The organism is Ekhidna sp. (assembly GCF_965227465.1).
GTDB lineage: Bacteria > Bacteroidota > Bacteroidia > Cytophagales > Cyclobacteriaceae > Ekhidna.
In genome coordinates this window covers 1,155,561-1,178,669 of sequence record NZ_OZ245746.1, presented here as the reverse complement: position 1 = coordinate 1,178,669, position 23,109 = coordinate 1,155,561, and the positions used below count along the sequence as shown (strand labels likewise).

The following is a 23,109-nucleotide window of genomic DNA, read 5'->3' as shown; positions in this document are numbered from 1 at the left end:
TTCAAACGATCTGTTAGTTTTGCCGTCAAACTAAAATTTTAAAACAGACTGCTGAATGAAGTGGGTAAATTCCCTGAGTACTTTTGAGATTGTATTAGCGGCAATATTTGTCCTTTTCTACCTAAGCTTTCTTTGGAGAGTCATCAGTACGACCAGAAGACTTGGACTACCTGCTCGCAGAGTGATCATAAAAACCATCCTCCGGACAGCCTACTTTGGACTTATCATCATATCACTTCTAGGTCCTAGCTTTGGGGATACCTCCAGAGAAATCAAAACGGTAGGTAAGGACATCTTCATCTGCGTAGACCTGAGCCAATCAATGAACGCCAATGATGTGCAGCCCTCCAGATTGGAAAAGGTGAAGTTCGAGCTAAAGAATATCGTAGAGGCTTTCAATTCTGACCGAATTGGTTTGATCATGTTTAGCAGTGAAGCATACATGCAATGTCCGCTTACCTATGATAATAATGCGTTGAACCTTTTCATTCAAACTTTAAATACAGGCATGGTTCCAAATTTTGGAACCGACTTTGGTCCTCCACTCGAAATGGCCACCGAAAAACTCATTGCAGACGACACGGTTCTCACCCGTTCAAAATCGAAGATTACCATTCTTATCAGCGATGGCGAAGACTTTGGGGATAATACCAACGAAATAGCTGAAGAACTAGAGTCTGAAGGTATCACGCTTTTCACCCTGGGTGTTGGCACAAAGCGAGGAAGCAAAATCCCTATTAGGAATGGTTATAAAAAAGACAATAACGGAAATGAGGTAGTTTCTCAACTGAATTCTTCATCGTTGGAGGACCTGGCAGAAAATACCGGAGGAGAATATTTTGAAATAAATGAATCAAGAAACGATGTTGCACGTTTGATAAATGCGATTAACAGCGTAGAAGGCGAAACTCGTGATGCAAAACAAGTAGACGCTACTCAAAACAGGTATTTCTACTTTCTTGGACTTGCATTGTTGCTTATGGTGTTAGATGTATTATTCAGTGTGAAATTGATCAAACTATGAGGACTTTTTTAATCATCATATTAGCTGTTTTTATTAACGATCCTAAAGAGATTGCAAAAATCAATTCTTTGAAAAAGGAGGCTGAGGCAGCATTCCTGGCTAAAGATTATGAGCTAGCCCTTTCAAAGTACACCATATTGAGCGACTCACTTGGAGTGGATGATCCTGCCATAAAATTGAACCTGGCTCACGCCCACTACCACTTGAGTGATACCGCAGGAGCAAAAAACAGGTACAATCAACTGGCGACAGCTGAGAATAATAAGCTTAAATCGGTTGCATTGCAGCAACTCGGTGTGATGAGTAAAGATGCTGGTAAGCTGGATGAGTCACTTCAGCTACTCAAATCAGCTATTAAAGCAGATCCAACCAATCAAGATGCCCGATATAACTATGAGGTAGTCAAAAAATTGCTTGAGGAGCAAAAAGAACAAGAGCAGCAGCAAGAAAATCAAGATCAGGAAAATAAAGACGGAGAGGACGAACAGGAACAACAAAATCAAGATCAGAAAAAGGACGGAGAAGAGGAAAACCAAGAAAACAAGGATGGTGAGCAGGAAAAATCTGATGAGCAGAAAGAGCAGGAGCAAAAAGAGCAAGAACAAAAAGAGGGTGAAGAGGAAGAGCAGGAGCAAGAAAAATCTAAGGAGCAAATGACCAAAGAAAAGTTGGAGGAGATGGGCATAAGCCAAGAGAAAGCCAGGCAGCTATTGGAAGCCATGAGGCAAAGTGAGATCAAATACCTCCAGCATCAGAAACGGAAAGCGACAAAAAGACCTCCGAGCGGGAAGCCTGATTGGTAAGTATTGCTTTTCATATTTTATTGTCACCCTTCACCTACCCACGCACAGATACTTCGACAGGCTCAGTATGACACCTGCGCTTTTTGATTAAAGTCTCTCAGATGCGTCGATAAACTCAGTTGACAACTGTACTCCCTTTTGTTAGGGGGGATCACCACTAGAATGTTATCCTGAACGAAGTGAAGGATCTTCACAATCAGATCACCTTTTATCCTACTCCTTAGATATTTTGATAAACTCAGTGAGACAACAACCCCCTACCCACCTACCCCCCTTTATAAGGGGGAATGATCCTTTTTGAGGATTCATTACAAGAATGTCATTCTAAACGAAGTGAAGAATCTGCGTCAGATTATCTCATTTCTTTCACTCGCGCAGATACTTTCATGAGTAGGCATGATCAAATATACAAACCTACCCGATTGTTACTCAGAGTCCTTTCCCTCCCCACTATCCGGACCTTAAGTGACTCTGAGTGAGTGTAAGATACTTCGATAAACTCATTATGACATTTGTGCTCTCTTTTTATAGGAATTCCTATTTCACTCTGGGGTTTTACTAAAGCCTGATTGTAATCAGTTTGAAACATCACCACCATTTACGATCTTTGCGTCCCGAATCCCGATAGTTATCGGGATCGGGACTTTTTATTGATTCTAATCTTACAACATTAAAATTCTCTAGTAAATGAAAGAAGTCTATATAGCCTCAGCAGTTCGTACACCTATTGGAAGTTTCGGTGGAAAACTTTCCGGTTTCTCAGCCACTCAATTAGGCACGTTTGCCATCAAAGGTGCATTGGAAAAATCAGGAGTCGCTGCTGACCAGGTAAATGAGGTTTTCATGGGGAATGTCTTATCTGCTAATTTGGGACAAGCTCCTGCAAGACAAGCCGCAATTGGCGCAGGTATTGGACATAATGTTCCATGTACCACCGTTAATAAAGTCTGCTCATCAGGAATGAAATCTGTTATGCTAGGTGCTCAGTCCATTATGTTAGGGATCAACGATGTTGTGGTGGCCGGTGGAATGGAGAGCATGTCAAATGTTCCTTATTACATACCAAAGGCTCGATTTGGTTATAAGTATGGTCATGGTCAAATGGTCGATGGTTTGATGCATGACGGACTCTGGGAAGTTTACAACGAATTCCCGATGGGGAACTGTGCTGATAACACAGCAAAGGAAATGAATATCTCCAGAGAAGCTCAGGATGAGTATGCGATCAACTCTTACAAGAAAGTAGCTGCTTCTACCGAAGCTGGCGATTTCAAAGATGAGATCGTTCCTGTGGAAATTCCTCAGCGGAAAGGTGATCCCATAGTAATGGACGAAGATGAGGAATTTAGAAATGTAAACTTTGATAAAATCCCTGGCCTTAGACCCGTATTTAATAAAGAAGGAACTGTGACAGCTGCAAACGCATCAACAATTAATGATGGTGCTTCCGCGCTGGTTTTAGTTAGCAAAGAGAAAGCTGAAGAACTTGGACTTACTTTAATCGCTAAGATCAAAGGGTTTGGTGATGCAGCTCAGGAGCCACTTTGGTTTACTACTGCTCCTTCACTGGCCATCCCAAAAGCGTTGGATCATGCGGGAGTTTCTCAAGGTGATGTGGACTTCTGGGAAGTAAACGAAGCATTCTCAGCGGTAGCAATTGCCAATCAGGAAAAGCTTGGATTAGATGCAGAAAAACTAAACGTATTTGGTGGTGCAGTTGCTATGGGGCATCCACTTGGAACTTCTGGTGCCAGAATCATCACTACATTGATTAATGTCCTTAATAAAAAAGGTGGTAAAATAGGCTGTGCCGGTATATGCAATGGTGGTGGCGGTGCTTCTGCCATTGTGATTGAGAAGGTCTAGAAAATTTATTCTGATATATACAATTTGTAAATTAGCCTTACGTTAAAACGTAGGGCTTTTTTTATCACCATGAAGAGAATCACAACTACACTTTTATTATTCTTTCTGGCACTTGTCTGTTTTAGCCAAACCAAAATCAGGACGCAATATGAGCAAGGTCAACTCAAAGAGGAATACAACATCCTCAAAGGAGACAGCTCATTAGTTGATGGTGAATACCTCATGTACGACGCAAGTGGAAACATCATCGTCAAAGGTAACTTTGAGTCCGGGTCAAAGGACGGAATTTTCTACAACTACTATCCGGATGGCAGTATCCAAAGACAAACCATTTACAAAAACGATTTAAGAGAGGGACTAACTCAGGTTTTTTCATCTTCAGGAGATTTAATACAAGAGGCCACTTTCAAAAATGACACTCTAGTTGGGGAGGTAAAACTGTTTGATGAAACAGGCAGACTCAAGGGTACGACTACTTTCAAAAAAGGAAAACCTGACGGACCGGTTTATACCTACTATCCAGATGGAAGCATAGAAGAAGAGGTGAATTACCTCAATGGAAAACCAAACGGCATCACGAAAAAGTACTATAAAAATGGTGTAATTAAGTTAGAAGCTGAGTATCGCAATGGTTTACTTGATGGGAATTATCAAACGTATTACCCCTCAGGGAAACTTGAAATGAAAGTGATCAATAAAAGAGGAGACCGAAGTGGGTCTGTTAAAATGTACCATGAGAATGGACAAATAAAAGCCGTAGGAGATTATGCTGAAGGTGCTTTACAAGGAGATTATCTGGTTTATTTTGACAATGGTGATATCAAAAGTGAATACAAATACAAAGATGGATATCGGATTGGTAAAAGCATAGATTATCACTCAAATGGAAACATCCGACTTTCATCCAGTTTTTCCAACAGCGGCTTAAATGCCACTATCAAAGAATATAATGAGAAAGGAAAACTCATTGCGCAAAAAGAGCTAGTCAATGAATTACCTGCCGGCACCTGGAAGGCTTGGGATGATAAAGGAAACCTAATTGCCATTGAAAGATATGATAAAGGCAAACTCCATGGAATACAGGAAGCGTTCGATAAAGGCGTGAAGCAAACAACTACTGAATATCGCTTTGGAAACAAGTATGGTACTTACCAGGAATTCTATCCCAATGATAAAATCAAGTTATTATCGAACTATGAGCTAAATAAACTTCAAGGAACCTATACCTCCTTCCATAAAAATGGCGAAAAAGCGTACACAGGGCAGTATGTGAGAAACCGTCGACATGGAATCTGGACTTACTTTGATAAAAAAGGGAACGAAGTAGAGAAGGTCACCTACAAGCACGGTGAACGTTTGGATGAAAACTAGCTGTACCCCAACAGGACTGGCTTATTCTTCGTAATAAGTACAATGATCCAAAAATTTGTCGCCACCCTCCTTTTTGTTCTAATACTTTTCTCCTGCACAGAAGAAAAAGTTCCTGAGCGGTTTTATCCTCGAAACGATCATCACGCCTATTGGAATTCGCTGAAGCAAGCTAACCTTCTGACCACAGCGCTTGGAAAAGAGTGGATGCTCGCTGCGGAAAAACCTTTCGACCAACAAATCCAGATAAAACTTCCCTACCAGGAAGCTTTTGTGTTATCAGAACTGAAACCGGAAGCAATCGGATATCGGTTTGATGTGAAGAGAGGACAAAAAATTCTTGTCGATATCGATTTAATCACAAAAGATACTGCCAAAGTATTTGTAGACCTATTTAGAATTGAAAATGACTCACTGAAAGAATTTAAACAAGTGGCCTCCGCTGACAGTACACTTGATCTGGGTTTTGAACCACGAAAAAACGCTTCGTACCTATTAAGATTACAACCCGAACTTTTACGAGGTGGGCATTTCAAAATCACCATTGAGAATGTTCCTACACTTGCTTTCCCGGTTTTAGGAAAAGACAAGCGAGCAATTCAAAGTGTATTTGGAGATCCCCGAGATGGTGGGAAACGTGAACATCATGGAGTGGATATTTTCGCCAAAAGACACACTCCTATCCTAGCTCCTATAAAGGCAGAAGTACGATTTGTAGGAACCAGAGGGCTCGGCGGAAAGGTAGTTTGGTTGTACGATAGAGAAAGGGGTAACAATCTTTATTTCGCTCACTTAGAAGAGCAAAAAGTAAAAAAATATCAAATCGTAAATCCGGGAGATACCATAGGCACGGTTGGAAATACTGGGAATGCGCGTTATACACCGCCACATCTTCATTTCGGCATATATCGAAACGGCCCTATAGACCCATATGCATTCATCGTTCCTGAGTATAATAGACCATCGATATTTGTGCCCGACACAGTCAATTTGGGTAAGGAAATTCTGTTGGCAGATCAGCTCATTTTAAAAACACAAATGAACGAAAGATCAACTAACCTTGATACCTTAGAGCAAGGTGAATCAATAGCGATCAAAGCAATTAACCACAACTACATTCGGGTGACTGATAAGAAGGGACAAACAGGATTTATTGATAAGCGAGTATTGAGCAAATTCTAATAGAATTATTAAATTGATCGAATGATTTTCTTTCGAACCATCAAGTCCTTCCTTGCTGACAAAGAGTATAGGGACTTATTATTAACCGGGGTTACTATTTTGATAATTGGGACGATTGCATATCACGAATTAGAGGGATGGAGCTACCTTGACGCTTTCTACTTTTCATTCATTACGCTTACCACCATTGGTTTTGGTGATTTTGCCCCTCAAACCGACTGGGGGAAAATTTTTACTGTTGTTTATATCATATTTGGCGTTGGTATCATTTTGTCCTTCATTAACACCTTATACCTTCATTACAGCAAATCGATCCGGAAAAGGAGACCAAAAAAAAATTAATTTTTAATCGTATATCTTTAGTAACATGAAACAATTTTTAATACTACTTCTTCTTAGCGCATCTATCACTCTGGTAAACTGTGGAGATGATAAAGATGGTGATGCTGATTTTCTCGCTCAATTTGTAGGAACCTGGCAGTCGAGTAATATAACTGCTGCTGGCTGTAATGATCCCGAAGAGAACGGTACGCTTAACTGCGATCCTTTTTGTTTTGAAATCACAATCACTGCTAATGGCACTTACTCACTTCTTGAATCTGGTAGTCAATCTCCAGAAACCGGAACCATCACAGCAACTGAAACTACTGTAACGATATGTGAAACAGGAGAAACAAATTGTGATTCTCAGGACCCTTATTCGTTTTCTGGTGAGAATACTTTTTCAATAACCTTCACTGATGAAGATTCTCCTGGCTGTCAATTTACAGCCGTATTTAATAGACAATAATCAAAGCCCCGAATGGGGCTTAATTGTTATACTTAATCCTAAATATCGTACCTGCCAGGTCATCTGAAACAAGCATAGACCCATCAGATGCAAAAATCAAATCGACCGGTCTTGCCCAGGCGGTATTGGTTTCTTTATTCAAAAAGCCTGTAGCAAAATCCTCATAAGCCACTCCTTGTCCATTTTGTTCTGTTACTAAGGTGATCTTATGACCGGTATGACCTACATCTGCATCTCTATTCCATGAGCCATGCTCAGCAATAAAGATCTTGTTTTTATAATCTGCGGGAAAGGAACCACTTGTGCAAAATTTAAGTCCAAGTGGCGCAACATGCGGGCCTAGGTTCTGGGCAGGCTTTACAAAATCGGCACAGGGATACTTATTCCCAAACTCCGGGTCTTCAACTTCACCGGCATGACAGTAAGGGTATCCAAAATGTTGTCCTGCTTCGGTAATTCTGTTCAATTCACATGCGGGAGACTCATTTCCCAACCAGTCGCGTCCATTATCAGTAAACCACATTTCACCTGTTTCAGGGTGCCAGGTAAATCCAACGGTATTCCGAACTCCATGTGCAAATACCTCTCTGTTTGAGCCGTCCGGATCCATTCGCGTAATGCTTGCATACATTTCGTTTTTGCTCTCGCAAATATTACATGGTGCACCTACAGGAACATACAGTTTTCCATCAGGTCCAAAAGCAATGTATTTCCATCCATGGTGTCCATCGGTCGGATAGTCATCATAGATCTTTACAGGCTCTGGTGGGTTATCCAGATCAGCTTCAATATCATCAAACCTCCAAAGTTTTGAAACCTCAGCTACATACAGAGATCCATCTTTAAAAGCAACTCCGTTTGGCATGCGCATCCCGCTGGCAATCACGTACTTTTCATCCGCCTTCCAGTCCCCATCCGTGTCTTTCAATGCATAAACCTTATCGCCCCCTCTATTGCTCACGAATAATGTCCCATTCTCGGTAAGCACCATTGCTCTCGCATTATTCACTCTCGCAAACACCTCGATGGTAAAACCATCAGGAAGAGATATATCAGATAACTTCAATCCTTCCTCAGAATTTAATGCAACTTCATCTTCAACAGGATCAGGATTACCAGATGTATCCGTTGTATTGGAAGAACAAGAAATACCAAAAATCAATAGTATGAAAAATGTGGTCTTGTGCATGATTTTATTTTTAATTCAAGTTAAAAAAACTAAACGACTTTAGAATAGCGTATTTCAATCGAAGAAAAGAGCTGATAAATAGAATAATAATCAAATCATGAGTTTGTTTTTCTAGTTTACAACCATCTAAATAGATAATATTTGATCACTAGAATAGTAACGGTAATTTTTTTACTGCTCGCCAATCTGTCAAGTCAGGCTTTTGAAGACACAGTTGCTTTTAAAGGTGAGTCGCTAAGACTTGACGGAGAGTGGCGTTTAGTGATGGGTGCTTTTCTGACTCATAATGATATAAATAACCTTTCAAACTCGGTTAGCATTGATGTGCCTAGCACATGGAATGAAACTTCCTGGAACGGTGAAAAAATTGGGCCATATGGTTATGGAACTTATTTTAAAACCTTCATTTATAGTGAAGATCTGGAAGCTACCTCGCTTTCCATTGAAGTTCCAGAAGTAAGTCTGGCATATAGATTATCGGTAAATGACATGGTCCTTGGTCAAGTGGGAACGCCTGGAATAGATAAAGAATCCAGTTCTCCAAAAGTTGATTATCAAATCTTTGAATTTAATGTAATTCCTGGGGATACAGTCACGCTTGTTTTTCACATTAGCAACTACCAAAATAGATCAGGTGGACTTTGGTATGCTCCTATAGTTGATTACAGTAGCAAAATGAATCGAGATTTTGAATTAAATAAGTCAATAAAGCTTATAATTCTCGGCTGTATTCTTATAGGTGCACTTTTTCAATTATCCATATTTCTTCTACGCAGAACAGAAAGGTTCTGCATTTATTTCTTTCTAGTCTGTGCCTCCCTGACCATGATGTTGCTAACCAGAGGAGATATGCCAATTATGGACTTGTTTCCTAACACCAGTTGGGTCACAGTCAAGAAAGTACTATATCTCTCTATTGCATTAATAGGTCCTGCAAATGCACTTTTTCTAAGAGAGATCTTCCGAAAATACTACCATAAACGCATTGTAGATGCAATGGCTGTTATTGCAATTATCGCATCTTTATTTATTCTCATTGTACCTCCCCGAATAAGCTATCCATTCATTCCATTCCTGCATGCATATAATATGCTAATCGGCACCTATCTATTCATTTCATTGATTAGAGCCGCTTTAGGAGGAAAATTTGGAGCCAAATTCCTGATTATCGGTTATCTGGCTGCATTTATATCTATTTTTCTGGATGTTCTAAGTAGTCAGTACATTATTCCAGACTATTCATTAAGTATCACTCATTTTGGAATAGCCTTTTACCTCATCCAACTTATGCTACTCTTATCCAGTAGATACCTTTTTGCAATGAAAGGCAAAGAAGAATTGTCTAATCATCTGAAAAAAGTTAACAAAGAGCTGGAAGAAATGGTGGAAAGGAGAACAAAGGCCTTAAGGGAAAACGCTGTAATAATAGAAACTAAAAATGCAGAGCTAGAGAAGGCCATGAAAGAGAAAGATCACCTTATGGCTGTGGTCGCGCATGACCTTAAAGCTCCTCTATCGAGTATCTTGGGAATCAGTCAATTAATGGAGTCCGACCTTAAAGGACAGTCCGCAGAGTTCAATGAGATGATTAAAAAAGTGACAATAGATGGGAGATCCATGATTGAAAACCTCACTGAACTTAAAGTGTATGAGCAGGATAATTACGAGGTGAATGCCACTCTTTTCAGCCTGTCTGACTTTTTTGAGCAAAAGAAAATTGCTTTTGAGCAAATAGCAGAAAAAAAGGGTATTACTTTCAATTCAATATTAAACGCTGAAAAGAAAAAGGTTTGTTCCGACGGCAATGTGCTCGGCAGGATACTCGACAACCTCTTGTCCAATGCGTTGAAGTTTACACCGAAAGGCGGTGAGGTGAATTTCACCGTCGAATTGAGTAAGAAAAAACTCCTAATTACCGTAGAAGACAATGGTCCTGGTTTTACCGAAAAGGATAAAGACAAAGTGTTCCAGAAATTTCAGCGTCTCTCTGCAAGACCTACAGCAGGCGAAAGCTCTGCAGGACTTGGGTTATCTATTGTTAAAACGTTGGTCAATCTATTAGGAGGAACCATTGAACTGGAAAGTGAACATGGTAAAGGCTCCTCATTCATGTTATCAATTCCAGTTTAATTCAACACTTTTTCTGATGATCTATCGCTCTCTCTACTATTGAAGTTACTTTTGCGGCCATGATTGATATTACCAATCTTTCTTACTATTTGGGAGACCGGGCACTTTACGATGAAGCCTCTCTTTTTATTGGGCCAAAAGACAAAATAGGTCTGATTGGATTAAATGGTACAGGTAAATCCACACTGCTGAAGATGATGGTCGGTAACACCCAGCCATCAGCAGGCAAGATATCCATGAGCAAGGACACTACAATCGGTTTCCTTAATCAGGATCTGTTGTCCTTTCAGACGCAAGATTCCATCCTATCTGTGGCTATGCAGGCGTTTGCCTCAACCATGGCCATTCAAAAAGAGATTGATAAGGTCATCAAAGAGATGGAGGAAAACTATCGGGATGAACTGGTTGATAAGTTAGCCAAACTACAAGAACGATTTGAAGCGCAAGAAGGATATACACTTCAATCTCGAGCGGAAGAAATCTTAGAAGGTATCGGATTTAAGACCTCTGATCTTGTCCGTCCACTTAGTGAATTTTCCGGAGGGTGGCGCATGCGGGTGATGCTTGCTAAACTGCTATTGGAAAAGCCTAGTCTGCTTATGCTGGATGAGCCTACTAACCACCTGGACCTTCCTTCTATTCAGTGGATTGAAAATTACCTGCAATCCTATGAAGGGGCTTACATAATTGTATCTCACGATAGAGAATTTCTAAATAGAACGGTTAATAAAATCGTAGAGGTCACCCAGGCAGATTTACATGTATACCCTGGAGATTACGATAACTATGAAAATGAAAAAGAACTCAGAAATGAGCTCCAGCAAAATGCCTTCGAAAATCAGCAAAAGAAAATAAAGGAGGCTGAGCGATTCATTGAACGCTTTAAAGCAAAAGCCACAAAGGCGAGTCAGGCTCAATCCAAGATGAAGATGTTGGAGAAAATGGATCGCGTGGAGGAGGTGATCGATGAAAACATGAAGGTAAACTTCAGATTCAATTTCAAAACCAAATCCGGGAGACATGTCAAAAGGTTGGAAAATATTTCTAAATCCTACGGCGATTTGGATATACTCCAAAATGCAACGATTGGAATAGAGAGAGGCGATAAGATCGCTCTTATTGGAGCCAATGGAAAAGGTAAGTCTACCTTACTAAGGATTATCGCCGGAACGGAATCACATGAAGGAAAAGTCCAAACCGGGCACAATGTAATTAACTCGTTCTATGCGCAGCATCAACTTGAGTCGTTAGGTGTACAAAATGACCTTCTGGAAGAACTTAAACAAGCAGGAACTGGTAAAACCGAACAAGAGCTTAGAAGTGTTTTAGGCTGTTTCTTATTTTCCAATGATGAGGTTTTCAAAAAAATCAAGGTACTCTCCGGGGGAGAGAAATCAAGAGTTGCTCTTGCTAAAACATTGATTTCGGAGGCAAATTTTCTACTTCTTGATGAGCCCACCAACCACCTGGACATGATGTCTGTCAGTATCCTGGTGCAGGCACTTCAACAATATGAAGGAACCCTACTGTTAGTTTCTCACGACAGGCATTTCATTACTCAGGTAGCTAATAAGATTTGGTGGATCGAAGATCAGGAAGTCAAGGAGTACCCGGGAACATACAAGGAATTTGAATGGTGGTGGGAAAAGAACAATAAGGATCAGGACACCTCTTCCAAAGAAGCTAAGCCTGCTAAAAAGAAGGAGAATACCAAACCCAAATCCAACGAAGAGGAACAGCAAGCAAAAAGGGATCTGAGAAATGTAGAGGAAAAGATCGAATCACTAGAGGAGGAAATTAAGCAATTGGAAAGTCAAATGGCTGACCCTGCGATATATGAAAATCCACAGGAATATGAAAAAGTCAATTCGGTGTACAATCAAAAAAAGGAGGAATTGACACTATTAATGGAAAAGTGGGAAGAGCTGGCCTAATTTGTATTCTATGGAGACGATCTATCTTGAACAACCTAAAAAACACAAGTACTTAAACATCCTCCTTGCGGTCATATTTTTCACTCAAGGGATCCTTAACCTTGTAGAACCGGACGGGGGGTTTAGTATCACATTAGGAATCATACAGATATTATTGTCCATTTTTTATGGAGTAATGATCATTACTACCATGAAACAAAAATCAGTCTATAGCCCGAGGATTACACTTAGCGATCAATCAATAAGCTTGAAAAAGGATTTTTTCTCAAAGACACAAACTATTAGCTTAGATGATATCAAGCTTGTCCAATTAAAGCCCGAAAAACTCACTGTATTAACCAAGGAGTATGATTTTGCCTATTCTTTTCCTTATGATGGCTTTGAACAAGCAAATAATTATGGATCAGATTGCTGATTTCGCCAATTCAAACAACCTGCCTGTCGAACGGGTGCATTACAGAAATGTCTAGTTAAAGCCTGATTGGTAGGTGATCAATTCAGATTTAAGTGAATCTGCTTGCTGTTTTACGGTGCGATAGAAATTATCCTTTGCTACAAATAGGTACCGATAGGCAAAAATCATATTTCTAAATTCATTGTTGCTTAGAAACGATGGGTCTATTGATTGAGCTCCTGTAAAACGGACATTTTTCATATAGTACGGCTTGATAAAATCTCTGACATGCTCGTTTATAGCTGCATCGTACTCATTTGTCCCTCGATAAAACTGCTCGTATAGATCCACAATACTATTCCTTAGTTCAAAATCATTGATTAAATCCATTTTCCCGGAAGCTTTCAAAGACTCATAGGTGGTGCGCTGTGGTGAAAACGGAGGATTATATTGAATTTTTAATGTTTGAAACATTAAAGCAGAATCTGTCCCGTAAGGCCTGCCCACACTCGCCATAGATAGATTTATAAGCGATTCTGAAATGTCTTCATTGATTATTAATAGAGTATCCAAAGCTTCTACGTCAGATTCAAGATCCGTAATCATACTTTCCAGATACTTAAGTTCTTGCTGTTTATTACTTGCTTCTTCCTTATAGCTCTCCAGATAAAATGCAATGCTAATGCCCAGGATCACCACTAAGAGGTTTGCTATATGATCCAGCCAATTAATATTCTTCATTGGATAAAAATAAGGTTTTTTTAACCTCTCGTCATGTGAGCTAACCGCTCTTTGTGCTTTTTAAAATCAACAGGTTTATGAACTACTATTTGACTCGGCGGATACTTTTCTAAAAGTTCTTTTGGGCGAATAGGTCGTAGCTCAAATCCTCCACCACAGTTCGGGCATACTTCCGACAATAGCCTAACACAATCTTTGCAATAGGTGCATTCAAATGTGCAAATCATAGCCTCCTGGCTCTCCGGAGGGAGTGGTTTATTGCAATTTTCACACGAAGGACGTATTTCTAACATGATCTACTTTTAACAGCAATTTAATCCACTCGGGTGTAATTAATCTGCCAGTTGAGATTCCAGGTTTTACCCCCATCCTGTGAGGCTTCCCAATCCCACGTGAAGGAATCTTTTTTGATCTCTTTAAACACCATCCGTTGCATAAACATCTGACCACTCCGTTCTACGGGCTCTGTTTGAAACATACGATTGTCAGCTTCAAATGAACCTACAAAATCAAAATAGCCACCTTGATTGTCTGCCCAGGCTTGTTTCCATAGATCAAGTTGTGGTCTATACACCGAAATGGAAGTTCCTTTAAATCCTTTACTCTGTCCCTCAACAACTTCGAAATTTTCGTGTAATACTTTATCACCGGAGATCCAGTAGACCTTATTAATCGCTTTTCCTTGTTTATCCCCTTCCGGCCATGTTCCCTCCCAGGTACCTTCCCAGAAGTCAAAATATTGAGTGGTATCAAGTTTGGTTAGTTTCATCGACTGAGCTGATACTTGGATTGAAACAAGACCAAAGAACAGAATTAGGAATTTTGCCATAACGTTTGTTGTTTAGGTTCTAACAATTATAAAAACTCCGTCCCTATATTTGGAAACAAGTCGTTGTTTTATCTTCAATCAAAATTTACGAGATGGTACGAAAATTGACCTCCCTTTCATTGATACTTTTAGCATTTCTCCTAATTCAATGCTCTAGCGTTCCGCTCAGCGGACGTTCTCAGCTGGCTTTGATAAATAATGATCAAATTTTTCCGATGAGCTATGATCAGTACGAGCAAGTAAAGAAGGAAAGTAAGATCATAACTGGAACAGATCAGGCCAGAATGGTGAAGCGTGTAGGTACTCGAATCCAACGTGCGGTAGAACAGTATTTCAATGATCAAGGAGAGGGAGATTACCTGCAAGACTATAAATGGGAGTTTAACCTGATTGAAGAAGATGAAACCGTAAACGCATGGTGTATGCCCGGAGGTAAAGTGGCGTTCTATACTGGAATTATGCCTATTTGCCAGGATGAACTAGGGGTTGCAGTTGTAATGGGGCATGAAGTAGCTCACGCAATTGCTAATCACGGACGGGAGCGCATTAGTCAACAATATGCCGCTCAATTTGGGCTGGCAGCTGTAAGTGTTTTGATCACAGGAGGTAGTGGTGCTCCATCTATACCTACTGAAGTAATCATGCAAGGTGCAGGTGCTGCCACCTCACTAGGAATACTCGCTTTCTCAAGGAAGCATGAGTCCGAGGCTGATAAGTTAGGGCTCTACTTTATGGCAATGGCGGGATATAATCCACAGGAAGCACCAAAATTCTGGGAACGTATGGCCGCCAATAGTGGAGGGCAAGCGCCACCTGAATTTATGTCTACCCACCCTTCCCATTCTACACGCATTTCCGACCTGAAAGCAAACATGCCAAAGGCAATGGAATATTATCGCAAGAGCCAATAAGTGAACAAATCGAGACCACTATTTAAATTTTTCAAATCACTCAAGGGGCTATTAGGGAGCCGAGGAGAAAAGATCAGTGATATTACGCTGGCCCGTCAGTCCATCGAAGTTAAAGATCGGGTGTTTAGATGGTTCAAGGAACTGATTTTTTTAATCCTTGGAATTCTCTCAGCTGGGTTTGGACTCAAAGGTTTTCTCTTACCCAATGACTTCATTGATGGTGGGGTAACAGGAATCTCATTATTGACCAGGGTACTTACAGGATATCCCCTTCCGATACTCATTGTCATCATTAATATTCCTTTCATTGTTCTAGGATACTTTCAGATTGGTAAGTCGTTTGTCTTTAAAAGTATTCTTGCAATCATGGGGTTAGCACTTGCACTTACTTTTATCGAATACCCTATTATAACCACTGACAAATTACTGGTTGCTGTATTTGGTGGTTTTTTCCTCGGAGCTGGAATTGGATTGTCCGTGCGAGGTGGTGGAGTTTTAGATGGCACAGAAGTGCTCGCTATTTACCTTGGCCGTTTATCGGGTCTGACCATTGGTGATTTAATTCTTGTTTTTAATATTCTCATATTCTCTACGGCGGCCTATCTCCTATCAATTGAGATTGCTCTCTATTCTATTCTTACCTATTTAGCTGCATCCAAGACCATCGATTTTGTGGTGGAAGGTGTGGAAGAATACATCGGGGTAATTATCATTTCTCACAGAAGTGAAGCCATACGGGTAATGATCACCGAGCAAATGGGTCGAGGCGTTACCATTTACAATGGCACCAGTGGTTATGGTCCCAGAGAGGATCTTAAGAACACAGAAATACTCTATTCAGTGATTACCAGATTGGAAATTGCGAGTCTTCAAAATAAGATTCGAAATATTGACCCTCAGGCATTCATCGTAATGAACAGCGTAAAAGATTTAAAAGGAGGAATGATTAAGAAGCGCCAGTTTAAGGAGCATTAATTACTCAAACTGGCTTACCTCTAAACCAGGGACAATCTTACAGGCGTTCTTATAATAGACTTTCCTAAGCACCTCATCAGATAGTCCCAGCCCATACATTCTCCAAAAGGCATGATACTTTTTGTAATAAGGAAAGTACTCATCTTCAGTTTCTAATACTCTGAAGTAGGTATAAAACTCTTCCAGATTGTAAGCGTCTTTTCCAAACAAGATTCTGTCCTGGTATTTTTCAAAAAAGGCTTTCGCTCTTCTAGGTTGGCGTCCAAACTCTGCAATCACCGCACCGATCCCGAAGTATACATTCGGATACATATCTAAATGCTCCCCTGCCTTATCTAAGTCATTGGCCATCCAGCCCATATGTGCATTTACAAACGTCGTATTCGGATGTTTTTTGAAGATATTGTGCTGTTCTGCGATGATTTGCTCGAAAGGTGCCGGATTATCTGCGCCTCTTTTTCTGCCAGGCCTAAGCTTCAACTCCAACCATCGTTCATTGTCTGCATTCATCTCATCCCAAAACGGTGCAGGATCAGCAGCATGTATAAGAACTGGTATTCCAAGCTCACCACATTTAGCCCATATTGGATCGATTCGTGGATCATCAATGGCCACTCTATTGCCATCAAGATCAGTATAACTCAATCCTAAGCTTTTGTATATTTTCAACCCTTTGGCTCCAGCTTTTACATCCTCTTCCAATTCCTTCACCGCGTTTTCTGACCACCCCTCCTCTCCTATATCTTTAAAGGAAACATTTGTAAATATGATTATTCGGTTGGGTGCTTCTCCATTTACTCTTCGGACCATCCCCGCTAAATATTCCTGAGTTCCTATATCCCTGGTCTCTCTGTTAAATCCTCTTCCACTCAGATTAATCATTGCTCCCATATTCAATTCATCCATCTCTTCCACGAGAGATGCAATTCGCTCTTTCGTCAAATTCCATTGATGGCTATGGATATCAACAATTGGAAATTTGGCTTTCTTAACCGGGTTTTCAGGTACAACCAAAGTAGATGTCGGATTATACTCTTCAAAGCTCATCGTTGGCTCACTTTCCTGAGCCCAGGCAAATGAAAATGTTAGTATTGCAATTAGAAGAATTGATTTACGCATGTTTTTGAGTTTGAATCTAAAGACAATGATACGAATCTCTTAGCGGTTATGACAAGTCAATTACGTGTATGGTTCGATTTTCATTTAGGCAGGTTAATTTCGCATCATGGAGCGACCGGAATTTGACGATATTTTCATGGAATTGGCGGTGAATCTTGCCAAAAGATCTCATTGTATAAAAAGACATGTTGGAGCTGTGTTAACTAAAGACACTCGAATCATTTCCATTGGCTACAATGGTCCTCCCTCAGGCACACATAATTGCGATGTAGAATGGCCGGATCATGGGTGTCCCCGTGATTCAAAAGGAAGTTGTTCGCTTGCGCTACACGCAGAACAAAACGCGATACTTTATGCGGTAAAAAATAAAACTGATGTAGAAGGTGCTACCCTGTATGTAACACTTTCTCCTTGTATCGCTTGTGCCAGAATCATCTATACAATGAAAATTGAAAAGGTGATTTACTTAAAATCTTATGCAGAATATAAGGGCATACCAACCGATGAAGGCGTAGAGTTTCTAAGAAAATTTGGTGTAGAAGCCGAGAAGTATGAAGGATCTCTTGACAATGTGAGTGAGCTGGTGTGATCAGGAGATCAGGTAATCCTTGGCTTCTTCAATAGTTGAAAAGGGCTTGAGATCATTACCGGTAATAGCATTATAGCCTTTCAGGATTAATTTCCTTAACCCATCCATCCCAATAATCGCTCGTTTCTTAGCGTATACGCTGAATACTTCTTTACCAAGTCTCTTAGTTTTATCTACAATTTCTGGATCATTCTTGGTTCCCCTGACGTCTGTTAAGACCAATAGATTTCCGCCAGATTGCTTAAAAGTTTCGGCCATCTCATCAAGCTGATCAAAGATCTGCTGTTTGTCCTTCATTTCTTTAAAATCACAGAATATGATTTTCTTTCCTTGATGTTCAATAAAACTGATTGGCATGTTGTAATAATTAAATTGCGAAAATAGGCAGGAGCATTAACAATTTTACTCTTAATTCATCTCATATCGTTTAAGCCTGAAACTAAAAACAAAAAAGCCCTCCTGCCAAAGGCAAAGAGGGCCATCACCAACTCAAAATTTCTTAAAATTCTCCTCCTCCATCACCATCATAATCTCCGTCCCCTCCTCTTTCACGTTGCTTTTTCTGATTTAATCGGTAGGTGAATGATAGTGTCGCTGTAGTGGTTCGTCTTTGATATTCGCTGTATTGAAAGGATCGCTCATTAGAGATCTCACTTCTATACTTTCGAGAATTGAATAGATCCCTGATATTAAATGCTAGAGTGCCATTTCCTTTTAAAATATCTCGTGACATTCCTAAATCAACGGAAGTAATCGATAAGGTTTTCCCCTGCACCGTATTTCTCGGAGCTCGATAATTTACATTTAGTTGTGCGTCGAAGAGTTTATTGAATTTGAAATTATTGCTCAGTCTTGAAGACAAAGTTGTTGCCTCAGCACCATTAAAAGACAATGTTGATTCACCAAATACAACGCTCCCGTCAGGCACAATGCTTCGATAGAAATTGACATTTCCACTCACCCGATACCAATCCGTAAAATCCTGTGATATGTTAACTTCTACCCCATAAGCATCTTCAGTAGACACATTATATGGTCGTGTAAAGGTGATGCCCTCTTCGGTGGTATTTCTCAATCGTTGAACTCCACCTTCGGTGTGACGGTAGTACACTCCGGTATAAAGGGATCCGGAACGTGTGTTAAGTAGATACCCTAATTCATATGAATCTGTATATTCTGGTTGTAATCCTGGATTCCCCAACCAAAAATTTCTACTGTCTGATATGGATGTGAAGGGGTTTAGGCTTCTTCCCCTCGGACGGCTAATTCTTCTGCTGTAGCTTGTTTGTATCGCCTGCTCTTTGGTGAATTGATAGGTAAAAAACACGCTAGGAAAAAAGTTACCATAGTTTTGAACATTACGATTATCATCCGTCTTCTGAAAGGTTAACAATCTTGTTTGCTCAAAACGTAAACCAACCTGCCAGGAAAGTTTATCAATTTTATTTCCAACAATAGCATAGACCGCAAGCACATCTTCTTCGTACTCAAACTCATTTGAAAATGCCGAATCAACCTCATAGATGCCAGCATTATTTTGTTCTGTTACAACATAATCATTGCCAACAAGTCGATCTGTATATCGGGTTCCAAATTCAAGCTTGCCATCCTTACCAAATGGATGGATGTAATCCGATTGTAACATAAATCGCTCTTCAATCTCATCATTATTCGCCCGCTGCAACAATATCGGTATTTGATCATTTCTATCGGTACCAATTGTTTCTATTAAGTCACTACTCTCTGCCTCATTATTATTCTGATACTGAAAATCAAATGTTAATTTCTGGCCTTTTCGCTCAAAGTCACGTGTATAGTTCAATGAATATTCGATATTCTCATCTCCTTCTCCCTCATCATCATTTCTAAAAGAAATTGAGTCAGCGCCCGATTGTGGGTAGAAGTCATCATAAATGAGTCGGGTTTTGTTGTTCTCATCCGAGTATCGATACAGAAATGCGAGCGTCAAAGTATTAGTTTCATTCAAATAAATATCTGAACCGAATCGTGTTGAATAGCTAAGCCCACCTCTATCCTGGGTTCTATCTCTTATTGTTTCTAAAGTTGGTGTCAGTTTATCAGGAGAGTCAAAGAAAACCTGATCTGAGAAGCCGCGACCATCATTACGCCTGTAATTAATTCCAAAGTTTGTAAAGAAGTTGATCCAATTTTTACGCACGTTCAAATTGATTGAGCCCCCATGATTGTCCGGAATACCAGTATTCACCTGAAAACTTCCATTCAAACCTTTCTTCTTATCCTTCTTCAACACGATGTTGATAATACCAGCCAAACCTTCTGCATCATATCGTGCCGATGGGTTCGTAATTATTTCAATACTTTCAACCAGGTTTCCATTAAGTTGTCTTAAGGCATCATTGCTGCTCAAACCTACCAAACCTGAAGGTTTGCCATCTATTAGAATACGCACATTGCCGCTACCTCTCAAGTTTACGTTTCCGTCAACGTCCACTTGAACGGACGGAAGATTATCAAGAATATCAGTAGCACTACCACCAAGATTGCTTAAATCCTTGCCTATATTGAAGACTTTCTTATCCAGAGTCATCTCCATCTGGGTACGCTCTGCCTGCACAACAACCTCTTCTAATAAGGTCTCATTTTCCGCAAAAGGGATTTGACCTGCATCATATACAGGAGCTGACTTTGAGATATTTACATTTGATATCATCACATCTTTAAATCCCATAAACTGGATTCGGATGTAATAATCACCTGGTTCAACAGGAACATTGAATACGCCATCAACATCTGTGAGTCCACCGGTTATTAAGGCTGAATCAACTTCATTGAAAATACTTACCGTGGCGAACTCTACCGGATTAGAAGTGCCAGACTTCACCAGCTTCCCTTTGATCGCATATTTAGGTGCGGCCAGTTCTTTTGGTGCTTGACTGTAAGCGGTAAAAAAAAGTGCTGTGAATAATGATAAAAGTAAGTTTGCCTTTCTATTCATAATACAAGATTAACAAGACTATTTGATGCTTGTTTGATTGAATTTTGAAGGAATTCTGAAGATTTAAAATCTTTAGACTTACGGTAAAAAATGAATATAGATGGTATGTTTTTCATCCTTATTCTCATAAGAGATTGAATAACCATAGAAATTACATATTGATTTCACAATTGCAAGTCCAAGCCCCAGGGATTGGGCACTTTGGTTTGACTTTTTAAACCGAAGAAATAAATCTTCAGATGGTAGTGACAACTTGGGTCCCGAATTACAAATCGTCAATTCAGAATTCGTCAGAATTAACTTTAATTCTCCCCCTTCCATATTGTGTCGTATGGCATTGTTAATTAGGTTCGTTAACATCAATTCTATTAGCACTTTATCAGCACTTACAATAACTCCTTTTTCGATTTGCACTGTTTTGGTAATTGATTTTAATTCAATCAATTCTTTAAACTCCTGAAGCATTTTTTCAACAGTTTCAGATAGGTCAATAGCTGAAACGTTGGTAAATTCAGCATTTTCAATTTTGGTCAAAATCGATAAAGAGTTGCTCAGGTGACTCAAACGCTTCACGGTAGCCTGAACACTACTTATTTGTTCCAATTGTTCTCCGGTTAGGTTATTCCCATCCATCAATACCTCCAACTTGCTTTGCATAATCGCTAACGGAGTTTGTAGTTCATGAGAAGCATTTTCTGAAAACTCCTTCAATGACTGATAGTCAGATTGCACCTTTTGTGTCATTTCTTCAAGAAACTGATTGAGTCTTTTGAATTCGCTTACTGTAGTTTTAGGAAAGGTCAATTGTGTCCCTGGACGTGTTAAAGAAAAGCTTTTGATCCCCTCAAGCGTCTGATTAAATGGCTTGAGTATATAGTAAGAGGCAAGGAACCCAATCACTAAAACGGCCGCCAGAAGAATAACATACATGGTTATAAGTGATTCCACCAAGCCTTCCCTTATGTCATCAGATTCGATGATGATATCATATAAGCTGATTTTGTAACTAACATCATCAATATTTCTGATGGCGTCCAGTTTTAAGTGCAGTTCTTCCCTTTCTAACTGACTGTGTATGACAATAGTATCTGAAAAACTAGTGGATTCTTCGACACGATCATCCAAACGAATAACGGTAAGCTTAGCCCATTGCAGGGAATCCTGAACCGGTCTTCTTGCTAGTCTAGACTCCATTCGTTCAAGGCGTTCCATGAGAAATCTCTGTTGCTCATAGTTCACTTCACGCATCATCACATTAAAGCTGATGACCCCACCTAATAAGAAGACAAAAAGTGAAACGATTACAAACAATATGGTAATTCGTACGATTAGATTCATGTTTCATCTTTCATTTTATAACCAGCTCCATAAACGGTTTTCAGATAATCTTTGCCCCCAGCATGCATAATCTTTTTTCGTAGGTTTTTGATATGTTGATAGACAAAATCAAAAGAATCCATTGTATCCATGTAATCACCCCAAAGGTGCTCAGCGATGGCTTGCTTGGTAAGAAGTCGATTTTGATTTATGATGAAGTAATGAAGTAGTTCAAACTCCTTTTTCGTCAGTTCTAATGTTTGTTCATGAACTTTGGCCTCATAACTGTCCAGATTAAGCATGATCTCTTTGAAATTGATTGATTGCTTACCTTCTTGCTTTCTTCTTCTAAACACGGCATTTGCTCGCGCATTTAATTCCGCTAAATGAAAAGGTTTTGGCAGGTAATCGTCCGCTCCTGATTCCAGACCGTATAGTTTATCATTCAGAGCATTTTTTGCCGAAATAATGACTACACCCATTTCCGGCCAATTTTCCTTGACCACACCTAGCAAGGATAAACCATCACCATCAGGCAACATCAAATCAAGCAATAAGACATCATACGAAAAAGCATACAACTTTTCAGTTGCTTTTGATACCGAGTCAGCATGTTCACACACATCACCTTCCTTAGAAAAGTAATTTCTTATCCCGGTAGCTAATTCTTCCTGATCTTCTACAAGCAGCAATTTCATGTGTATATAGTTAGGTTTTCAAAAGCACACATGGAATTCGCAATAAGCATTCAACAGGGGTTAGTTTAATTTCACCCTCGAATGTTTATGCTCATTTCATAAAGCAAACATAGCCGTCCTTTTTGAAGCAAATTTGAAATTGCCCTTTACCAGTTAAAGAATGATCAGAATTTCTTAGTAAGAAAACAATCGCAAACGCTTATTAGATCAGAACTTCAGCGTATCAAATTCATTAGATAAATAGTCAGCCAGCATTTTTATATATCTTTAATC

At 39.8% G+C, this 23,109-nt stretch carries 22 protein-coding genes; 13 read left to right on the top strand and 9 right to left on the bottom strand.

All coding sequences use genetic code 11. The features are described from left to right. Nucleotides 1-55: 55 nt before the first annotated feature. The 7 genes from ACO05G_RS05215 (at nt 56) to ACO05G_RS05185 (ending at nt 7,033) form a co-directional block, all read left to right on the top strand. Entirely contained in the window at nt 56-1,024 is a 969-nt protein-coding gene (locus tag ACO05G_RS05215; protein ID WP_421765007.1) for a vWA domain-containing protein, read from the top strand. Beyond that, nucleotides 1,021-1,827: a hypothetical protein gene (locus tag ACO05G_RS05210; protein ID WP_421765006.1), complete on the top strand. Its 807-nt coding sequence runs from the start codon at nt 1,021-1,023 to the stop codon at nt 1,825-1,827. The genes ACO05G_RS05215 and ACO05G_RS05210 overlap by 4 nt, the downstream gene beginning before the upstream one ends. A gap of 687 nt (nt 1,828-2,514) precedes the next feature. Next, complete coding sequence (locus ACO05G_RS05205; RefSeq protein ID WP_421765005.1) at nt 2,515-3,693, top strand: acetyl-CoA C-acyltransferase; 1,179 nt, start codon at nt 2,515-2,517, stop codon at nt 3,691-3,693. Between the two features lie 69 nt (nt 3,694-3,762). Continuing rightward, on the top strand, nt 3,763-5,064 hold the full coding sequence (locus ACO05G_RS05200) for a toxin-antitoxin system YwqK family antitoxin (RefSeq protein WP_421765004.1): 1,302 nt from the start codon (nt 3,763-3,765) through the stop codon (nt 5,062-5,064). 42 nt (nt 5,065-5,106) lie between these two features. Beyond that, nucleotides 5,107-6,243, top strand: coding sequence for a M23 family metallopeptidase (locus ACO05G_RS05195; RefSeq protein ID WP_421765003.1), 1,137 nt, complete (start codon nt 5,107-5,109; stop codon nt 6,241-6,243). 21 nt (nt 6,244-6,264) lie between these two features. After that, nucleotides 6,265-6,585, top strand: coding sequence for a potassium channel family protein (locus ACO05G_RS05190; RefSeq protein ID WP_348282797.1), 321 nt, complete (start codon nt 6,265-6,267; stop codon nt 6,583-6,585). Nucleotides 6,586-6,610: 25 nt separating this feature from the next. Continuing rightward, nucleotides 6,611-7,033 (top strand): hypothetical protein, encoded by a 423-nt coding sequence (locus ACO05G_RS05185; RefSeq protein WP_421765002.1) that lies wholly within the window; start codon nt 6,611-6,613, stop codon nt 7,031-7,033. 19 nt (nt 7,034-7,052) lie between these two features. On the opposite strand, the gene ACO05G_RS05180 is transcribed toward ACO05G_RS05185, so the two are convergent. Then, nucleotides 7,053-8,222: a PQQ-dependent sugar dehydrogenase gene (locus ACO05G_RS05180; protein ID WP_421765001.1), complete on the bottom strand. Its 1,170-nt coding sequence runs from the start codon at nt 8,220-8,222 to the stop codon at nt 7,053-7,055. A 141-nt stretch (nt 8,223-8,363) separates the two neighbouring features. On the opposite strand from ACO05G_RS05180, the gene ACO05G_RS05175 reads away from it, so the two are divergent. Genes ACO05G_RS05175 through ACO05G_RS05165 form a run of 3 tightly spaced genes read left to right on the top strand, consistent with a single transcriptional unit; the run spans nt 8,364 to nt 12,701 of the window. Continuing rightward, nucleotides 8,364-10,352, top strand: a complete 1,989-nt coding sequence (locus ACO05G_RS05175; protein ID WP_421765000.1) for a sensor histidine kinase — start codon at nt 8,364-8,366, stop codon at nt 10,350-10,352. Nucleotides 10,353-10,411: 59 nt separating this feature from the next. After that, nucleotides 10,412-12,286 carry a ribosomal protection-like ABC-F family protein gene (gene abc-f / locus ACO05G_RS05170; protein WP_421764999.1) on the top strand — a complete coding sequence of 625 codons (1,875 nt, stop codon included), beginning with the start codon at nt 10,412-10,414 and terminating at the stop codon, nt 12,284-12,286. Nucleotides 12,287-12,296: 10 nt separating this feature from the next. Next, on the top strand, nt 12,297-12,701 hold the full coding sequence (locus ACO05G_RS05165) for a hypothetical protein (protein WP_421764998.1): 405 nt from the start codon (nt 12,297-12,299) through the stop codon (nt 12,699-12,701). A gap of 51 nt (nt 12,702-12,752) precedes the next feature. Here the strand turns inward: ACO05G_RS05165 and ACO05G_RS05160 are convergent, their stop codons facing one another. Genes ACO05G_RS05160 through ACO05G_RS05150 form a run of 3 tightly spaced genes read right to left on the bottom strand, consistent with a single transcriptional unit; the run spans nt 12,753 to nt 14,250 of the window. Then, nucleotides 12,753-13,421, bottom strand: a complete 669-nt coding sequence (locus tag ACO05G_RS05160; RefSeq protein ID WP_421764997.1) for a DUF6090 family protein — start codon at nt 13,419-13,421, stop codon at nt 12,753-12,755. Between the two features lie 20 nt (nt 13,422-13,441). Continuing rightward, nucleotides 13,442-13,714: a DUF1272 domain-containing protein gene (locus ACO05G_RS05155; RefSeq protein ID WP_421764996.1), complete on the bottom strand. Its 273-nt coding sequence runs from the start codon at nt 13,712-13,714 to the stop codon at nt 13,442-13,444. A 20-nt stretch (nt 13,715-13,734) separates the two neighbouring features. After that, a complete protein-coding gene (locus ACO05G_RS05150; protein WP_421764995.1) occupies nt 13,735-14,250 on the bottom strand; it encodes a hypothetical protein in 516 nt (171 codons plus the stop codon). Between the two features lie 92 nt (nt 14,251-14,342). Here ACO05G_RS05150 and ACO05G_RS05145 point away from each other — a divergent pair, with 92 nt between their 5' ends. After that, complete coding sequence (locus ACO05G_RS05145; RefSeq protein WP_421764994.1) at nt 14,343-15,161, top strand: M48 family metallopeptidase; 819 nt, start codon at nt 14,343-14,345, stop codon at nt 15,159-15,161. Then, nucleotides 15,162-16,136 (top strand): YitT family protein, encoded by a 975-nt coding sequence (locus ACO05G_RS05140; RefSeq protein ID WP_348282788.1) that lies wholly within the window; start codon nt 15,162-15,164, stop codon nt 16,134-16,136. It begins immediately after the preceding gene. On the opposite strand, the gene ACO05G_RS05135 is transcribed toward ACO05G_RS05140, so the two are convergent. Then, the gene (locus tag ACO05G_RS05135) at nt 16,137-17,255 is read right to left on the bottom strand and encodes an amidohydrolase family protein (RefSeq protein WP_421764993.1); all 1,119 of its coding nucleotides are present in this window, start codon (nt 17,253-17,255) and stop codon (nt 16,137-16,139) included. It abuts the gene before it with no gap. Nucleotides 17,256-17,361: 106 nt separating this feature from the next. On the opposite strand from ACO05G_RS05135, the gene ACO05G_RS05130 reads away from it, so the two are divergent. After that, nucleotides 17,362-17,844: a deoxycytidylate deaminase gene (locus ACO05G_RS05130; RefSeq protein WP_421764992.1), complete on the top strand. Its 483-nt coding sequence runs from the start codon at nt 17,362-17,364 to the stop codon at nt 17,842-17,844. On the opposite strand, the gene ACO05G_RS05125 is transcribed toward ACO05G_RS05130, so the two are convergent. From ACO05G_RS05125 to ACO05G_RS05110, 4 genes are all read right to left on the bottom strand, one after another. Next, nucleotides 17,845-18,201 carry a hypothetical protein gene (locus tag ACO05G_RS05125; RefSeq protein WP_421764991.1) on the bottom strand — a complete coding sequence of 119 codons (357 nt, stop codon included), beginning with the start codon at nt 18,199-18,201 and terminating at the stop codon, nt 17,845-17,847. It abuts the gene before it with no gap. A gap of 142 nt (nt 18,202-18,343) precedes the next feature. Next, entirely contained in the window at nt 18,344-20,821 is a 2,478-nt protein-coding gene (locus tag ACO05G_RS05120; RefSeq protein WP_421764990.1) for a TonB-dependent receptor domain-containing protein, read from the bottom strand. Nucleotides 20,822-20,899: 78 nt separating this feature from the next. Next, nucleotides 20,900-22,159 (bottom strand): HAMP domain-containing sensor histidine kinase, encoded by a 1,260-nt coding sequence (locus ACO05G_RS05115; RefSeq protein ID WP_348282783.1) that lies wholly within the window; start codon nt 22,157-22,159, stop codon nt 20,900-20,902. Continuing rightward, nucleotides 22,156-22,836, bottom strand: coding sequence for a response regulator transcription factor (locus ACO05G_RS05110; protein ID WP_421764989.1), 681 nt, complete (start codon nt 22,834-22,836; stop codon nt 22,156-22,158). The genes ACO05G_RS05115 and ACO05G_RS05110 overlap by 4 nt, the downstream gene beginning before the upstream one ends. Nucleotides 22,837-23,109 lie beyond the last annotated feature (273 nt).

Excerpts from the sequence above, each read along its gene's own strand:
- ACO05G_RS05125 (WP_421764991.1), bottom strand. The coding sequence starts at position 18,201 with ATGCCAATCAGTTTTATTGAACATCAAGGAAAGAAAATCATATTCTGT.
- ACO05G_RS05180 (WP_421765001.1), bottom strand. The coding sequence starts at position 8,222 with ATGCACAAGACCACATTTTTCATACTATTGATTTTTGGTATTTCTTGT.
- ACO05G_RS05115 (WP_348282783.1), bottom strand. The coding sequence starts at position 22,159 with ATGAATCTAATCGTACGAATTACCATATTGTTTGTAATCGTTTCACTT.
- ACO05G_RS05215 (WP_421765007.1), top strand. The coding sequence starts at position 56 with ATGAAGTGGGTAAATTCCCTGAGTACTTTTGAGATTGTATTAGCGGCA.
- ACO05G_RS05205 (WP_421765005.1), top strand. The coding sequence starts at position 2,515 with ATGAAAGAAGTCTATATAGCCTCAGCAGTTCGTACACCTATTGGAAGT.
- ACO05G_RS05145 (WP_421764994.1), top strand. The coding sequence starts at position 14,343 with ATGGTACGAAAATTGACCTCCCTTTCATTGATACTTTTAGCATTTCTC.
- ACO05G_RS05165 (WP_421764998.1), top strand. The coding sequence starts at position 12,297 with ATGGAGACGATCTATCTTGAACAACCTAAAAAACACAAGTACTTAAAC.
- ACO05G_RS05210 (WP_421765006.1), top strand. The coding sequence starts at position 1,021 with ATGAGGACTTTTTTAATCATCATATTAGCTGTTTTTATTAACGATCCT.
- ACO05G_RS05150 (WP_421764995.1), bottom strand. The coding sequence starts at position 14,250 with ATGGCAAAATTCCTAATTCTGTTCTTTGGTCTTGTTTCAATCCAAGTA.
- ACO05G_RS05120 (WP_421764990.1), bottom strand. The coding sequence starts at position 20,821 with ATGAATAGAAAGGCAAACTTACTTTTATCATTATTCACAGCACTTTTT.
- ACO05G_RS05135 (WP_421764993.1), bottom strand. The coding sequence starts at position 17,255 with ATGCGTAAATCAATTCTTCTAATTGCAATACTAACATTTTCATTTGCC.
- ACO05G_RS05200 (WP_421765004.1), top strand. The coding sequence starts at position 3,763 with ATGAAGAGAATCACAACTACACTTTTATTATTCTTTCTGGCACTTGTC.
- ACO05G_RS05160 (WP_421764997.1), bottom strand. The coding sequence starts at position 13,421 with ATGAAGAATATTAATTGGCTGGATCATATAGCAAACCTCTTAGTGGTG.
- ACO05G_RS05155 (WP_421764996.1), bottom strand. The coding sequence starts at position 13,714 with ATGTTAGAAATACGTCCTTCGTGTGAAAATTGCAATAAACCACTCCCT.
- ACO05G_RS05195 (WP_421765003.1), top strand. The coding sequence starts at position 5,107 with ATGATCCAAAAATTTGTCGCCACCCTCCTTTTTGTTCTAATACTTTTC.
- ACO05G_RS05185 (WP_421765002.1), top strand. The coding sequence starts at position 6,611 with ATGAAACAATTTTTAATACTACTTCTTCTTAGCGCATCTATCACTCTG.
- ACO05G_RS05110 (WP_421764989.1), bottom strand. The coding sequence starts at position 22,836 with ATGAAATTGCTGCTTGTAGAAGATCAGGAAGAATTAGCTACCGGGATA.
- abc-f (WP_421764999.1), top strand. The coding sequence starts at position 10,412 with ATGATTGATATTACCAATCTTTCTTACTATTTGGGAGACCGGGCACTT.
- ACO05G_RS05130 (WP_421764992.1), top strand. The coding sequence starts at position 17,362 with ATGGAGCGACCGGAATTTGACGATATTTTCATGGAATTGGCGGTGAAT.
- ACO05G_RS05190 (WP_348282797.1), top strand. The coding sequence starts at position 6,265 with ATGATTTTCTTTCGAACCATCAAGTCCTTCCTTGCTGACAAAGAGTAT.